This window comes from Thiocapsa sp., from assembly GCF_018399035.1.
Lineage (GTDB): Bacteria > Pseudomonadota > Gammaproteobacteria > Chromatiales > Chromatiaceae > Thiocapsa.
Genome location: NZ_CP073760.1, coordinates 4,885,880 through 4,899,373, shown reverse-complemented (window position 1 = coordinate 4,899,373; position 13,494 = coordinate 4,885,880). Strand labels below are relative to the sequence as shown.

Below are 13,494 nucleotides of genomic sequence, written 5' to 3'. Positions count from 1 at the left end.
GCAGAGCTTGGCTCGGGCATCAGGCGGCAACCTCGACCGGCTTGGGCTCGGAGACCTCGGGCAGACGCAGCGAGAGCAGGAAGGCAGCGAGCACGAACCCCGCCGACCACCAGAGACAGCCTTCGATCCCCTGCGTCTGATAGACCAGACCCGAGAGGACCGTCCCTGCGAGCCGCCCGCCGGCATTGGCCATGTAATAAAAGCCGACGCTCATCGAGACCTTCTCGAAGTCCGAGTAGGCCAGAATCAGGTAGGAGTGCACCGCCGAGTTGATGGCAAAGAGCACACCGAACAGCATCAGACCGGCAATCAGCACCTCGCCCGGCGGCCAGCCCTGGTGAAGCGCCAAGGCCATGCCCGCGGGCACGATCGCAAGCAGCACGGCCCAACGTCGCGCCGTGCGACCGCCCGGATGACGCCGAACCGCCTGACTTGACCGCCCGAGGTTCAACAGTCGCGGGGCTGCGGCCTGCACCAGGCCGTAACCGATCACCCACGCTGCCATGAAGGTGCCGACCTGGGTGAAGCTCCAGCCCAGCGCCGAGTAGAGAAAGACCGGCAGACCGACCACGAACCAAACATCCCGCGCGCCGAAGAGAAAGAAGCGCGCCGCCGAGAGCCAGTTGATCGCCGGCGTATTGGAGAAGACCTGCGTGAATTTCGGCTTGGACGCCATGCGCCCGACGCCCGAGGGCAACAGGATCGCGGTCACGATCAGGACGATCGAGAGCATCCCCGCGAGCACCGCCAAGGCCCCGCGGAAACCGATCAACTCGAGCAGCGCCGCGCCGATGAAGAAGCCGGCACCCTTGAGCGCATTCTTCGAGCCGGTGAGGATGGCGACATATTTGAACAGCCGCGACTCCCCGCCCGCCCCGACCAGGGTCTTCACGGTCGCCTTGGCCGACATCTTGTTCAGGTCCTTGGCGATGCCCGACATCGCCTGAGCGACCATCACATACGCCACGGTCAACCAGGCATCCGGCACCGTCAGCATCGCGAGCGCCACCACCTGCAACCCCATGCCGATGTGCATGGTGAGGTTCAGCCCGATCCGCGCACCCAGCCAGCCGCCGACCAGATTCGTGACGATGCCGAAGACCTCGTAGAAGAGGAACAGCATCGCCACCTCGAACGGCGAATAGCCGAGCAGGTGGAAATAGAGCACCACCAGCATCCGGATCGCCCCGTCCGTGACGGTAAACGCCCAATAGCCCGCGGTAACGGTCAGGTAATTGCGCGTATTGGTATCCATCATCTCCCGCCAGCGCATTATCTATCGAACAATCAAACGCTAAAAAAAGAGAGCCGTAGGATGGGTAGAGCGCAGCGAAACCCATCCTCCCCGCTCCGACGCCCCGGCCCCGGTAAAGCGCAGCGAAACCCATCCTCCCCGCTCCGACGCCCCGGCCCCGGTAAAGCGCAGCGAAACCCATCCTCCCCGCTCCGACGCCCCGGCCCCGGCAAAGCGCAGCGAAACCCATCCTCCCCGCTACAACCCCTCTCCCAACATCTCCGCAATGTCCATCATCCGATTCACATAGCCCCACTCGTTGTCGTACCAGGCCAACACCTTCACCTGCGTCTCGTCGATGACCATGGTGGAGAGCGCATCGACGATCGACGAGCGCGGATCATCCTTGTAGTCGACCGAGACCAGCGGGCGCTCCTCGTAGCCGAGGATCCCCGCAAGCTCGCCTTCGGCCGCGGCCTTGAAATACCCGTTGACCTCCTCGACCGTTACCGCCCGCGCGGCCTCGAAGACGAAATCGGTCAGCGAGGCATTGAGCAAAGGCACGCGGACCGCGAGCCCGTTCAACTTGCCGGTCAGCTCCGGAAAGATCTTGGTGATCGCCTTGGCCGAGCCGGTGCTGGTCGGGATCAGTGACTGCCCGCAGGCACGGGCGCGGCGCAGATCCTTGTGGCCGAGATCGACGATCCGCTGGGTATTGGTGATGTCGTGGATGGTCGTCATGGTGCCGTGGCGGATCCCGATCCGCTCGTGCATGACCTTCACGACAGGGGCCAAACAATTGGTCGTGCAGGACGCGGCGGTGACCAGATGGTGCTCGGCCGGATCGTAGAGTTGATGGTTGACGCCGTAGACGATGTCGAGAGCACCCGTGGTCGGCGCCGCGACCAAGACCTTCTTCACCCCTTGATCGAAATAGCCCCGAAGCGTCTCGGGCTTCTTGTGGTGCTTGCCGGTCGCCTCGATGACGATGTCGCAGTCCGACCAATCGGTGTCGGTCAACGCCGGGGTGCGGCTGTAGGCGATCGCTCCGCCGTCGATCCGGATCGCATCCCCCTCGCCCGTGCAATCAGCACCCCACACACCATGGACCGAATCGAACTTCAGCAGATGTGCCGAGCCGGCGGCGTCCGTCGCGATCTCGTTGATACGGACGAACTCGAGCCCGTCCCGACCGCGGGCGGCGCGCAGGCCCAGTCGCCCCATCCGGCCAAAGCCATTGATCCCGACACGCACACTCATCGTTCCTCCGATTCCGCTTGAACGGCTTCGATCTGCTCCAGTGAGGGGAGCGGCGAACGCCCGATTGCATCGAGCTCGCGTTGCAGCTTGAGACGATCCAAAGACGCGAGCGGCAGACTGAGAAAGATCTGGATCCGATTCTGAAGCGCGGCGAAGGCCTGGCGAAACGCCATCATCCGCGCGACCTCGTTGCCCTCGATCTCGGCCGGATCCGGCACGCCCCAATGGGCGGTCATCGGCTGACCCGGCCAGACCGGGCACATCTCCGCCGCCGCGCGGTCGCAGACCGTGAAGACGAAATCCATCACCGGCGCAGCCGGCTCGGCAAATTCTGCCCAGTCCTTGCTGCGCAGAACATCGGTCAGATAGTTATTGCGCCGAAGGACCTCGAGGGCCAGCGGATGCACCTCGCCCTTCGGATGACTGCCGGCGCTGTAGCCATTGAATTGGCCACGCCCGAATCGGTTGACGATGCACTCGCCGAAGATGCTGCGTGCCGAATTCCCGGTGCACAAAAACAGCACGTTATAGGGTCTCTCGACCATGGGTGAGTCCTCGGTAGAATGAAACCTCACCGGACGAGCGTCCGGCGATCGATCGCGACGGATCGTCGAGCACCTTCGTCGCGCGCACCGACATGACGGCGACACGCCCTCGACGGTCCCCGAACAGCGAGACACCCGGTCAGGCGCAGCGGGGCACAACCGGCCGGTTCGGCATCCGGGCCAACACCCGATCGTCCTCCACGAAGGGCCGCTCGCCGCACACCGCGTCGAACGTCTCGCGCAGCACGGCGGCGACCCAATCCGGAAGCGCCGGATTGACGCGATAGAAGATCCACAAACCCTCGCGTCGATCCGTGACCAGACCCAACTCGCGCAGCTGCGCGAGATGTCTGGACACATGCGGCTGAACCGCCCCGATGGCATGCGTCAGCTCGCAGACACAGAGCTCGGGGTGGCGCATCAGCAGGATCAGGCAACGCAAGCGTGTCTCGTGAGCCAGCGCGGCAAACACATCGGTCGGGTGGATCGTCACGGATGGAAACATACCCCAGAACGAATATTGCGCAAAATGAAGGTTTGATGACGGTTGCGGATCGCTCGACTGTCGGGAGGGTTCCGGCGCGACGAAACTCCCGAAGGGTTGCTCACGCGGCATCAAGCGCATCCGCTCTCGAACGCACTGCGATTGGTTCAAAAGTCAGTAAAACAACTCCACGAGAAAAACTCTTTGGAAAGATTTAAAAACAACCGAAACACGTAGGATGGGTAGAGCGAAGCGAAACCCATCCAGCCCGCGCCAAGGGCATCGGACCGGAACCCGACAACACGGCGGTTTGGAGGATGGGTTTCGCCGACGCTCTACCCATCCTACGCGTTCATCAGTGAGCATCTCGCTCTGGACGCGGTTTAAAACCCCGCACCCGAGACCAACGCCGCGGGCGCAATCGTGCCGCTATGCCGATAGGGCACGGGCAGACGCACGCCGCCGGCATCGACGTCGGCGATTCCGCTGACCGTCCAGGCGAGCCTGCCTTTGGTCAGCAGCAGGCCGGGCAAGCTCGGCATCAAGCCCAGCAGGTTGCTGTTGACCTCCACGTCGACCTGCTCGGTCCCGCCCGCCGGGATCAGCCGTGCGAGCTCGCTTGAACCCTCGGCGAGCTCTTGACCTTCAACCACGACCCGGTAGCTCAGGCCCTTGATCGGAAGAGCGCGATCGTTGGGGTTCGTCACGCCCAGGTTGACGAGAAAGGACTGACGATCGACGCCGAGGAGCTTCGGCTGGGCCCCGAGCAGCACGACCTCGGGCGCCGTCCAAGGCGCCGTCAGGCCGGCACAACCGGCGGCGAGATGCAGCACGAGCAGGGCCGGGATGCCGAACAGGGCGCGCCGGGGCAAACGAACGCAATGGGTCATGTGTATCGACTCCGAAAGGTGAACGGCCGTATCTTGCACCAACCCGCACCCTTCCCGCGCGTTGAGATCCCGCGCCCGAGTCGCCAGAATGGCGGGCAGGTCGTCAAGACTCGGTCCGAGCACGGCACCCGACGGTCGGCACCGAAAACAATCAGGTCCCGGAGGACAATCATGAACAGTCAGGACAGCGCATCGAGCAACGTCAAGACCCAAATGCGCTCGATCATCCAGCGCATCGCGACCGGTCCGGAGCTCTCCAAGGACATCTCCGCGCAGGAGGCCCGCATCGGCATGGGCGCCATTCTGGATAACGCGGTCGACCCGGTACAGGCCGGCATCTTCCTGATCGCCCTGCGGATGAAGCGCGAGACCGACGAGGAGCTCAAGGGCATCCTGGACGCGGTGCGCGAGGCCACCGGCCATGTCGTGGCGGATGTGGACGACGTCGCCGACATCGCCGATCCCTACGACGGCTACAACCGCTGCCTGCCGGCGTCGCCCTTCCTGATGCCGGTGCTCGCCGAGTGCGGTGTGCCGGCGATCAGTCACGGCGCACATGCGGTCGGTCCGAAGTTCGGCGTAACCCATCGCCATATCCTGGACGCCGTCGGGGTACCGGTCGACCTCTCGCCGGTCGAGGCGGCGGAGCGACTGGCCGAACCCGCGCTCGGCTGGAGCTATGTCGACCAACGCGCCTTCTGCGCCCCGCTGCACAACCTGGTGGATCTGCGCTCCACCATCGTCAAGCGCCAGGCGATCACCACGGTCGAGGTCTTGGCCCGGCCGATCCACGGGCGCAAGCACACCCATCTGGTCACCGGGTATGTCCACAAGCCCTATCCGCGCATCTATGCCATGTTGGCGCGTCATGCCGGCTTTCATTCCGCACTCCTGATCCGCGGTGTCGAGGGCGGCGTCATCCCCTCGCTGCGCCAGAAGGGCACCTGTTTCAACTATCAACAGATGTCGGAGGAGCAGTCCTTCGAGGTCGATCCCGCCGCGCTGGGCATCGCCCAGTCGGTGCGCGCCGTCCCTTTGCCCGAGGATCTGCCCCAGACCACCCGACCGGGCGACGAGATCGCCGTGGCGGTCGATGTGCTCGCGACCGCGCAGGCCGCAGCGCAGGCGGGCATCGCCGCCCTGGAAGGCGCGCAAGGCCCGACCTACGACAGTTTGGTGTTCGCGGGCGCGCTGATCCTCTGGCATCTCGGGCGCGAAGGTTCGTTGGAGGTCGCCGCGGATCGGATCCGCGACGTGCTGGACTCGGGCAAGGCCGCAAAACGGGTGCGCTGAGGAGATGCCGATGGACACACCTTATGTCGCCGTCGCCGGCACCGATGAGATCGCGCCCGGCAAGTTTCTGAAGGTCGTCGTGGACAATCAGGCGTACATCGTCGCGAACGTCGACGGGCGATTCTATGCCGTCGAGGACAACTGCAGCCACGAGGACTATCCGCTCTCCTACGGCTGTCTCGACGGGGATCGGATCAAGTGCTCGCTGCACGGCAGCCGCTTCAGCCTCGCAACCGGCGAGCCGATGGACGCGCCGGCGGACGAGCCGATTCGGACCTATCGGCTCGTGGTGGCGGAAGGGCAGATCTGGATCGATCCGAGCTGAACCGCGTCAGGCGTGATTCGGTTGACGGCGAGGCCCTTTCGCCCTCGCCGCTCATATGAAAACTCGGGATGACGCGGTTCAGGAGATTGAGGGGAGAGGGTTTAGATCCTGGCTCGCCTTGGGCGGTCTTCGTCGAATTCGACCTCGATTCGGGGCTCGGGCATCTGCTCCTCGTGGCCGATGTCGAGGTCTTCGTCGAGGTGCAGCCTGGGCTCGGTGCGGGTACGCGGCTTGATCGGGGTTGGAGTACTCGGCGTTGTTCGGCCAGTAGAGGGTGCCGGAGGCGTCGGACGGGCCGGGCGCTCGATGCGGCGCGGCTCGGGAACCTTGTTGCCGATGACATCCGAGAGGTCGCGCAACGCCTCGCGGGTGTCTTGGACCGAAAGCTCCTCGGCACGGGGATGGATCCTCAGCGTCTGCATGGCCGAGAACACCTGCTCTTCGACCTCCACCACCGAATAGACGTCGCTCTCGCGAAAGCGCACGAAGGGGAGCTTGGCCGCGGCACAGATGCGGTCGAGCCGGTTCTTCGGCGGGCGTCTCGACAACCGCGAGCGCCCTGCAAGATTGACCGCACAGACGATGGCGCTCGACTCCCGGGTGCAGATCACGAAGTCGAAGACCTGCTCGGCGAGGCGTTCCTCGGCACGCTCGCGGGCACGCCGATCGAGCCGGCGCTCGACCTCGAGGATGTCCGCCGCTCGGACCTTGGCGTAGACCCGATACTCTTGCCCGACGGCGCGCTCGAGCACCGCGCAGAAGGCACGCTGCGGCGGGGAGAGGAGAAAGGCATCGACACGGTAGGGTAAGCGGTTGCGCTGCCTGAATCGGCGCCACAGGCTGAACCCGAAGGCGAGCGCAACGAAGGCGCCCAGACCGAGTAGAAAATAGAAATGCTGCATGACCCGTTCGCCCTACATCGACCCGCCGAGTGCGGGATTCGGAGCCGGGGACGCGATCCCCCGGCGATTGAGCCAAGCCCGATCCAGCGACCAGACGATCGAGCCCACGTCGGGCTCGGCAAGCATCAGGCTGATCGCGTGAAACTCGGTGCGCTGCAGCCGGTCGCGTGCGGCGGCGAAGGCCGGATCATCGACAGGCTTGCCGGCCAGTGTCGGGGCGATCGCCACGAGGGCCTCGTTCACCGAAACCTCCGCGTCATAGGGGCGCGACAGGGTCACGATGCCGTTCAAAAAAAGCAGCGCCTTAAACTCGTAGGGATACTCCGCGAGGATGGGGTCCCGTTCCAAGACCGCATTGAGCTGCCAGATGCGCGGTCCGAACGCCATCCCGCCCCAAGGCAGCAGCGACAGGATCAACAGCACGACCAAGACACCCGAGCCGATGACGGCGTTTCGCGTAAAGCGATCCATAGTGAAACCTCGATCCGGAACAAGGGTTAGGCGTCGTCGCGGGCGGGCTCCGGGTTGAACCCGAGCCACAGCCAACCGCCGACGAGAAGCAACAGGATACCGGCCAGCACGAACCGGTACCAACCCGGATAACGCACCGCGCTTAAACGATAAACGGCGCCGGCGCTGAGCATCAGGCCATCCCCCGCCACCGGAAGGATCCAGCTCACGCCCGTCTCGGGCGGCTCCCAAAGCGCATCGAAGGATTGCAGCGGGCCGGCAACCGAGAGACCGTCACGCGTCTCCGCAAGCGCGAGCGCGGACAGGCCGTCATCCGTACCGATCCACAGCCGCTGCAGGCCGCGCGCGTCCGGCGGCGCGCGATAGAGCGCGAGCACGCGGCGCTCGCGCGGGAACGGCGCCAACGCCTCCCAGGTCTCGCCCGGTGCGGCCTGCCGATAGAGGCCCTGATCCGTCCCGACGAGGAGCATGCCGCCCTCGGTCACGGCGAAGCAGAGTGCCTTCACGCCGTCGGGGAGCCCGCGACTGTTGGACGTCCAGGGCGCGAGGAGCGTCTGGAGCGAGGCCGAGTAGACCCCCTCGCCGATCGTCCCCGCATGGAAATGGACACGGCCCTCGCGCCGCTGCTCGGCCAGCCGATACAGCGGCACGTCCGCGAGCGGGCGGTGCCAGGTATCGCCGGCATGCACCCACAGACCCTCGGGTGTCGCCGCCAAAAGACCCGCCTCGGTCTCGAGGACATCGCTGACCCGCGGGTTGCCGGGCGGCGCGAGACCGGACACGGACAGGAGCCCGGTCGCCGTCCCGATCGGATGACGGCTCGGCTCCCCGCGAAGCGCCAGCACCAGGCGGCCCTCGAGTCCGGCGTCCTCCTGCTTCCAGCCGGTGCCGTCGAACCGCCAGATCTCGCCGGCTGGGTGGCGGCCAAGATGGCCCCGTCGGCGCCCGGCGCCAGCACCGTGACATGCGTCTCCAAGGGCAGATTCTCGCGGATCAGGCGCTCGCCGCCCGGCAGCAGGACTCCGAGCAGGATCAATGCGAGCCCGATCGAGATCGGCGCGGCCACTGCGATTCGGCGTAGGGTCATCTCGAGTTAAACCGCGTCCAGAGCGAGATGCTCACTTTCGAGTGAGCTCGAAGTTTGGTGAATCCACGACCCTTAGCGGGGGACGCGGTTTAGGTTTAAAGCAAGAACAGCGTTGCCAGACCGAGAAAGATGAAGAAGCCGCCCGAGTCGGTCAAGGCGGTGATCAACACGGAGCTGCCGAGCGCCGGATCGCGACCGAGCCGTTGACGGATCAGGGGAATCACCACCCCGGCGGTCGCCGCGAGGAGCAGATTGAGCATCATGGCCGCGGTCATGACCAGCCCCAGCTCGTAGTTGCCGTAGAGCAGCCAAGCCGCCACACCGACGACCCCGCCCCAGACGATGCCGTTGATCACGGCCACGCCGATCTCCTTGCGCAACAGCCGCCACACTGCGGACGGCTGAACCTGTCCCATCGCGATCGCGCGCACGATCATGGTGATGGTCTGATTGCCCGCGTTGCCGCCGATGCCCGCGACGATCGGCATCAAGGCGGCCAGCGCCACCAGCTTTTCGATCGAGCCCTCGAAGAGGTCGATGACGCGCGAGGCGATGAAGGCCGTTACCAGGTTGACCGCCAACCAGGCCCAGCGGTTCTTCACCGAGCGGATCACGGGCGCGAAGATGTCCTCCTCCTCGCGTAGACCGGCATTGCTCAGGATCTCGGCCTCGGATTCCTCGCGGATATGATCGACCATGTCGGCGACGGTCAGGCGACCGATCACGCCCTTCTCGCTGTCCAGCACGGGGGCGGAAACCAGGTCGTAGCGTTCGAAGGCGTTGGCGGCCGAATCGGCGCTGTCGTCCGGAGAGAAGCTCACGATCGACTTGGACTGCATGACCGTCGAGACCTCGGTCTCGGGGTCGTTGATCAGCAGGGATTCCAGGGTCAGAACACCGCGCAGACGCTCCTCGCGGTCGATCACGAAGATCTTGTCGGTATGGTCCGGTAGTTCCTCGAACCGACGCAGATACCGCAGCACCACCTCCAGGGTGACGTCCTCGCGCACGGTCACCATGTCGAAGTCCATCAGCGCGCCGACGGTGCCCTCCGGATAGGACATGGCCGCGCGCACCTGCTCCTGCTCCTCCTGATCGAGCGAAGCCATGACATCCTGCATGATCTCGGGCGGCAGATCGGGGGCCAGATCCGCGAGCTCGTCGGCATCCAGGGTCTCGGCTGCAGCCTTGATCTCCTCGGCGTCCATCGTGCCGAGCAAGGTCGAACGGACCGCGTCGGAGACCTCCAGCAGGATGTCCCCGTCCTTCTCGGCCTTGACCAGATCCCATACGAACAGCCGGTCTTCGAGCGGCAAGGCTTCGAGGATGCAGGCGATATCCGCCGGATGCAGACGATCGAGCTTGCGACGCAGCCGACCCAGGTTCTGCCTGTGGGTGATGTTCTCCACCAGCTCCTGATGCGGCATCTTCTGGCGATGCACCAGGGTGTCGACCAGCCGCAGGCGCGCCAACAGCCGCTCGACGTCGCGCAGATGGCGATGCATGGCGTCGGTGTCGCGAGCCTTGGATTGTGTCATTTGGACGGCGCCGGGGTCGGGGTTGAGGAGGTCTGGATCGAGCAACGCGCGGAGCTGCGCACTTTACGGAATTCGCGAGCCTGTTGCGAGTGCCGGGGGATAGACACGGCGTCCAGAACGGAGACTCGACGCCTCAGGCCACTCGGGATTGCCCAACACGCCGGTTTTTCGGCTTTCCGGTCGCTAACTCACTGTTTATAATTCATTTCTAACCACTAACCACTATCATCAGCGACGCACGAAAAACGGATTGCCCAGATAGCTCAGGACCGCACCCTCCGGGATGATGCGCTCGATGCGAATCCCGTCGCGGGTCTCCTCACCCTCGACATAGCGCAGCGCATTGATGAGCACAAAGCGCTTGCCGGCATCCTCGTCGAAGACGTGCACGGTCATGAAATAGGCGGGCAGCTGCGCCTGCTGCAATGGCGTAAGGCGCAGTTTAGTGGGATCCCCGCGGATGTCCGCCGGCTGGCGCTGCTCCAAAGGGGGTGGAATGCCTTGCTCGCGACGCACCTGCTGCTTGAAGCTTTCGATGTCTTCGACCAGGTCCGGCGGCACGGCCGCACGCTGCGGCCTGCGCCGGGGCGCGGGCGGCTCCGCATAGGCCGCCTGCTCGGCATCCAGCTGACGCTGAAGCTCCTGTTCCAGCCAGGGATCCGGTTCTGCCGCGAACCCCAGCTCCTCGCCCGGGAACCTCTCCGGGCCAGTACCGGGAACGCCGGACACGCGCGGCGACGCGGTCGGCACCCCCGATGCACGCGGCGCTGTCTGCGCCTGCGAGGACGCGGGCAAACCAGCGTCATCCGAGGCGATCATCGGCACCGCGTCAGCCGAAGGTTGCCCGGAGTCCGTTGCCGAGAGTGCCGGCGCGGATGTCGACATCGGCGTGGCGGCCGCTCCGGGCTGGGCACCGGCCTGCATAGGCACCGGCGCGGGGGTCCGCAGCACCGCATAGAGCGCGATGACCACCGCCACCGCCGCCAAGCCGACCGCAAGCAAGCCCCAATGACTGGTCGGCACAGGCTCCTTGTCCTCCGTGAACATGCCGCTGGTGTCCAGGGTCGGGACGCGCCCGAGCTCGCGCTCCTGCTGAGACTTCTTCAACGCCTCCAGGATATAGCTCATAGCTCCTTAGGCTCCGTACTCGCGGGCTCGGACGCGTCGGATGTCCGGAGCAGCCTGGGGACTCCGGGGAGATCGACGGCGTTGTGCAATTGCATGAGTGTGCGCGGACCGGCGATCCCGTCCGCGACCAAGCCGCGCGACGCCTGGAACGCCCGGACCGAGCGCGTCAGCTCCGTATCGTAATAATTGGAATCGCTGGCCGGAAGCCCCGAGGCCGGCACCTTTGCCAACAGATCCCGCAACCACCGCACCGACTCCCCGGAGGCACCCGGACCGATCAGCGTCGACCCGGTCGGCGGCGGCTGCCACACCAGGATGTAATCACCGGTCCAGACGGATTCCAGCCGATCAAGCGGCGTCAGCTCGTTCCCGCCCGGCAGGGCAAGTGTCCCGAACGACTCATCGAGCGCGCTCAGGGCAAGGAAACGCCGAGCGCCGCCCGCGTCCTGAACGCGAAGCAAGGCCGGACGATCGAAGAGCCGCAGAACACCGAGGTCACCCTGCCCGCGCTCGCACCGAAGCCCAAAGGAGGCGACACGCGCGCAGGGGTCGCCCGCAGGAAGGCTCTCGACCTCCACACCCCAACGCAGCAACAGCAGACGCAGGGCATCGGATTCGGGCATGGCGATGCGGGCAAGCGTCTCGGCGAGCGCATCCGGCTCGAAGCGCGCGGGGTCGATCTGCGGGAGCGCGTCCGCCGCTGCGCCGTCAAGCGGGCCATCCGCACCCGGAGCCACCTCACCCGAAGCCGCAACGCCAACCGACTCGGCCGACGTGGCGTCCGCGCTGCCGTCGGACACGCCGAGCAGGGAATCAGGCGACCCGGGCACACCCTGGCGATCCGCCCCTTCACCGGCCCCGTCCGGGCTCGGAGACGTCTCGGGACGAGGCCCACCGGCCAGCAGGGTACGCTCGCCCGGGAGCAGATCGGCCAGAAGCGCGGCCGCGTCGTCGGACACCCAGGCATAGCCGAGCCAGCCGGCGATCATCGCGAGCACGAAGGCGGCTGCGGCGGCGAATCCGGGTCGCACCGCCGGGCGCGGCAGGTCATCGATCGACTCGCCCTGCACCTCGCGCGCCGCCCGCTTCACGATCGCCGGCGTCACCTGCGAGCTGCGCGTCACGCAGGCACCGAGCAGCGCACGATCGCAGAGGATATTCACCAGGCGCGGGACCCCGCCGGAGCAGCTGTAGATCCGTCGAATCGCCGCTGCGGTAAACAAGGGACGATCCACACCGGCGACGGCGACCCGATGGCGGATATAGTCGCCGGTCTCCTCGCGCGTGAAGGGCCGCAGGTGGAAACGCGCGGTCACGCGCTGGTTGATCTGGCGCAGGGCATCGCGCTCGAGCAGACGTCGCAGCTCGGGTTGGCCGATCAGAAAGATCTGCAGGAGCTTGTGCTTGCTGGTCTCCAGATTGGTGAGCAGACGCACCTGCTCCAAGACCTTCGGGCGCAGACTCTGCGCCTCGTCGATGATGAGCACGGGTCGACGACCCTTGCCGTGCGCGTCCAGCAAATAGACGTTGAGCCGGTCGACCAACGCCTTCACCGAGCGCTCGCCTTCGGGTACCGGAATCCGAAACTCGTCGCAGAGGTTGAGCAACAGCTCGTTGGCGGTGACCGCGGGATTGAGGATCAAGGCGACCTCGACCCCCTCCGGGAGCTGCTCCAGGAAGGCGCGACAGACGGTCGTCTTGCCCGTCCCCACCTCGCCGGTGAGAAGAACGAAGCCGCCGCTCTCCCCTGCCCCGTAGAGAAGATGCGCGAGGGCCTCCTTATGCTGTTCGCTCAGGAACAGATAATGGGGATCCGGCGCAATAGAGAAGCTGGGCTCTTTAAGCCCGAAATACTTGGGATACACGCTGGCTCTCGATGAGGTAATGGCGGCGGGCAAGGCGTCGCGCGCAGCCCGACCGATCGAGCGATACACCGGGGTATCGGCCGTGGGCTCGGGCCGAAGGGCAAGGCGATCATGGATCAGCGGCCGTCGAGGAGGCCGACAGGAGGCCCGCCCGACCGCCCGTTGCCCTACCGATGCATTTTGCGGGGTTTACGTCGATCGCGCGAGGGTAGTCAGGCTGGCGGGGGGCGTCAAGTCGATGAGCGTAACGGCGAAATGAACTGCTGCCGATCCCGGTCACGGTGATCCGGTCGAGCCCCTTACGGTAAGCCACGCCCCGCCGGCGACGCGCTGATTGTCAGGAGGCACAAAAAAGCCGGCACACCTTTCGATGCAACCGGCCGTTTCTGCGTTTTTGGTGGGTCGTGTAGGATTCGAACCTACGACCGATGGATTAAGAGTCCACTGCTCTACCAACTGAGCTAACGACCCG

The 13,494-nt window shown here is 65.6% G+C and carries 13 protein-coding genes and 1 tRNA gene; 2 read left to right on the top strand and 12 right to left on the bottom strand.

Annotated features, from left to right (window positions below; genetic code table 11):
• Positions 1-19 precede the first annotated feature (19 nt).
• The 5 genes from arsJ to KFB96_RS22370 all read right to left on the bottom strand — a co-directional run bounded on the left by arsJ (position 20) and on the right by KFB96_RS22370 (position 4,413).
• Positions 20-1,255 carry an organoarsenical effux MFS transporter ArsJ gene (gene arsJ / locus KFB96_RS22390; protein ID WP_213456646.1) on the bottom strand — a complete coding sequence of 412 codons (1,236 nt, stop codon included), beginning with the start codon at positions 1,253-1,255 and terminating at the stop codon, positions 20-22.
• A gap of 237 nt (positions 1,256-1,492) precedes the next feature.
• The gene (locus tag KFB96_RS22385; protein WP_213456648.1) at positions 1,493-2,494 is read right to left on the bottom strand and encodes an ArsJ-associated glyceraldehyde-3-phosphate dehydrogenase; all 1,002 of its coding nucleotides are present in this window, start codon (positions 2,492-2,494) and stop codon (positions 1,493-1,495) included.
• Positions 2,491-3,039 (bottom strand): arsenate reductase ArsC, encoded by a 549-nt coding sequence (locus KFB96_RS22380; protein WP_213456650.1) that lies wholly within the window; start codon positions 3,037-3,039, stop codon positions 2,491-2,493. Before KFB96_RS22380 ends, KFB96_RS22385 begins: the two co-directional genes overlap by 4 nt.
• A 139-nt stretch (positions 3,040-3,178) precedes the next feature.
• The gene (locus KFB96_RS22375) at positions 3,179-3,544 is read right to left on the bottom strand and encodes a metalloregulator ArsR/SmtB family transcription factor (RefSeq protein WP_213456652.1); all 366 of its coding nucleotides are present in this window, start codon (positions 3,542-3,544) and stop codon (positions 3,179-3,181) included.
• 362 nt (positions 3,545-3,906) lie between these two features.
• Complete coding sequence (locus KFB96_RS22370; protein WP_213456653.1) at positions 3,907-4,413, bottom strand: LEA type 2 family protein; 507 nt, start codon at positions 4,411-4,413, stop codon at positions 3,907-3,909.
• Positions 4,414-4,584: 171 nt separating this feature from the next.
• On the opposite strand from KFB96_RS22370, the gene KFB96_RS22365 reads away from it, so the two are divergent.
• Positions 4,585-5,706: an anthranilate phosphoribosyltransferase gene (locus KFB96_RS22365; RefSeq protein ID WP_213456655.1), complete on the top strand. Its 1,122-nt coding sequence runs from the start codon at positions 4,585-4,587 to the stop codon at positions 5,704-5,706.
• A 10-nt stretch (positions 5,707-5,716) separates the two neighbouring features.
• The gene (locus KFB96_RS22360; RefSeq protein WP_213465728.1) at positions 5,717-6,031 is read left to right on the top strand and encodes a non-heme iron oxygenase ferredoxin subunit; all 315 of its coding nucleotides are present in this window, start codon (positions 5,717-5,719) and stop codon (positions 6,029-6,031) included.
• Between the two features lie 101 nt (positions 6,032-6,132).
• On the opposite strand, the gene KFB96_RS22355 is transcribed toward KFB96_RS22360, so the two are convergent.
• The 7 genes from KFB96_RS22355 to KFB96_RS22325 form a co-directional block, all read right to left on the bottom strand.
• Positions 6,133-6,933 carry a DUF2726 domain-containing protein gene (locus KFB96_RS22355; RefSeq protein WP_213456657.1) on the bottom strand — a complete coding sequence of 267 codons (801 nt, stop codon included), beginning with the start codon at positions 6,931-6,933 and terminating at the stop codon, positions 6,133-6,135.
• Positions 6,934-6,945: 12 nt separating this feature from the next.
• On the bottom strand, positions 6,946-7,404 hold the full coding sequence (locus tag KFB96_RS22350; protein ID WP_213456658.1) for a hypothetical protein: 459 nt from the start codon (positions 7,402-7,404) through the stop codon (positions 6,946-6,948).
• 26 nt (positions 7,405-7,430) lie between these two features.
• Positions 7,431-8,249, bottom strand: coding sequence for an ABC transporter substrate-binding protein (locus KFB96_RS22345; RefSeq protein WP_213501554.1), 819 nt, complete (start codon positions 8,247-8,249; stop codon positions 7,431-7,433).
• Positions 8,250-8,586: 337 nt separating this feature from the next.
• Entirely contained in the window at positions 8,587-10,029 is a 1,443-nt protein-coding gene (mgtE, locus tag KFB96_RS22340) for a magnesium transporter (protein WP_213456661.1), read from the bottom strand.
• A 228-nt stretch (positions 10,030-10,257) separates the two neighbouring features.
• Positions 10,258-11,157, bottom strand: coding sequence for a general secretion pathway protein GspB (locus KFB96_RS22335; protein ID WP_213456663.1), 900 nt, complete (start codon positions 11,155-11,157; stop codon positions 10,258-10,260).
• Positions 11,154-13,022: an ExeA family protein gene (locus KFB96_RS22330; protein ID WP_213456665.1), complete on the bottom strand. Its 1,869-nt coding sequence runs from the start codon at positions 13,020-13,022 to the stop codon at positions 11,154-11,156. The genes KFB96_RS22335 and KFB96_RS22330 overlap by 4 nt, the downstream gene beginning before the upstream one ends.
• 395 nt (positions 13,023-13,417) lie before the next feature.
• Positions 13,418-13,493 (bottom strand) — tRNA-Lys (locus tag KFB96_RS22325).
• Position 13,494 lies beyond the last annotated feature (1 nt).

Excerpts from the sequence above, each read along its gene's own strand:
- KFB96_RS22350 (WP_213456658.1), bottom strand. The coding sequence starts at position 7,404 with ATGGATCGCTTTACGCGAAACGCCGTCATCGGCTCGGGTGTCTTGGTC.
- KFB96_RS22385 (WP_213456648.1), bottom strand. The coding sequence starts at position 2,494 with ATGAGTGTGCGTGTCGGGATCAATGGCTTTGGCCGGATGGGGCGACTG.
- KFB96_RS22375 (WP_213456652.1), bottom strand. The coding sequence starts at position 3,544 with ATGTTTCCATCCGTGACGATCCACCCGACCGATGTGTTTGCCGCGCTG.
- KFB96_RS22380 (WP_213456650.1), bottom strand. The coding sequence starts at position 3,039 with ATGGTCGAGAGACCCTATAACGTGCTGTTTTTGTGCACCGGGAATTCG.
- KFB96_RS22360 (WP_213465728.1), top strand. The coding sequence starts at position 5,717 with ATGGACACACCTTATGTCGCCGTCGCCGGCACCGATGAGATCGCGCCC.
- KFB96_RS22365 (WP_213456655.1), top strand. The coding sequence starts at position 4,585 with ATGAACAGTCAGGACAGCGCATCGAGCAACGTCAAGACCCAAATGCGC.
- KFB96_RS22370 (WP_213456653.1), bottom strand. The coding sequence starts at position 4,413 with ATGACCCATTGCGTTCGTTTGCCCCGGCGCGCCCTGTTCGGCATCCCG.
- arsJ (WP_213456646.1), bottom strand. The coding sequence starts at position 1,255 with ATGGATACCAATACGCGCAATTACCTGACCGTTACCGCGGGCTATTGG.
- KFB96_RS22355 (WP_213456657.1), bottom strand. The coding sequence starts at position 6,933 with ATGCAGCATTTCTATTTTCTACTCGGTCTGGGCGCCTTCGTTGCGCTC.
- KFB96_RS22335 (WP_213456663.1), bottom strand. The coding sequence starts at position 11,157 with ATGAGCTATATCCTGGAGGCGTTGAAGAAGTCTCAGCAGGAGCGCGAG.
- mgtE (WP_213456661.1), bottom strand. The coding sequence starts at position 10,029 with ATGACACAATCCAAGGCTCGCGACACCGACGCCATGCATCGCCATCTG.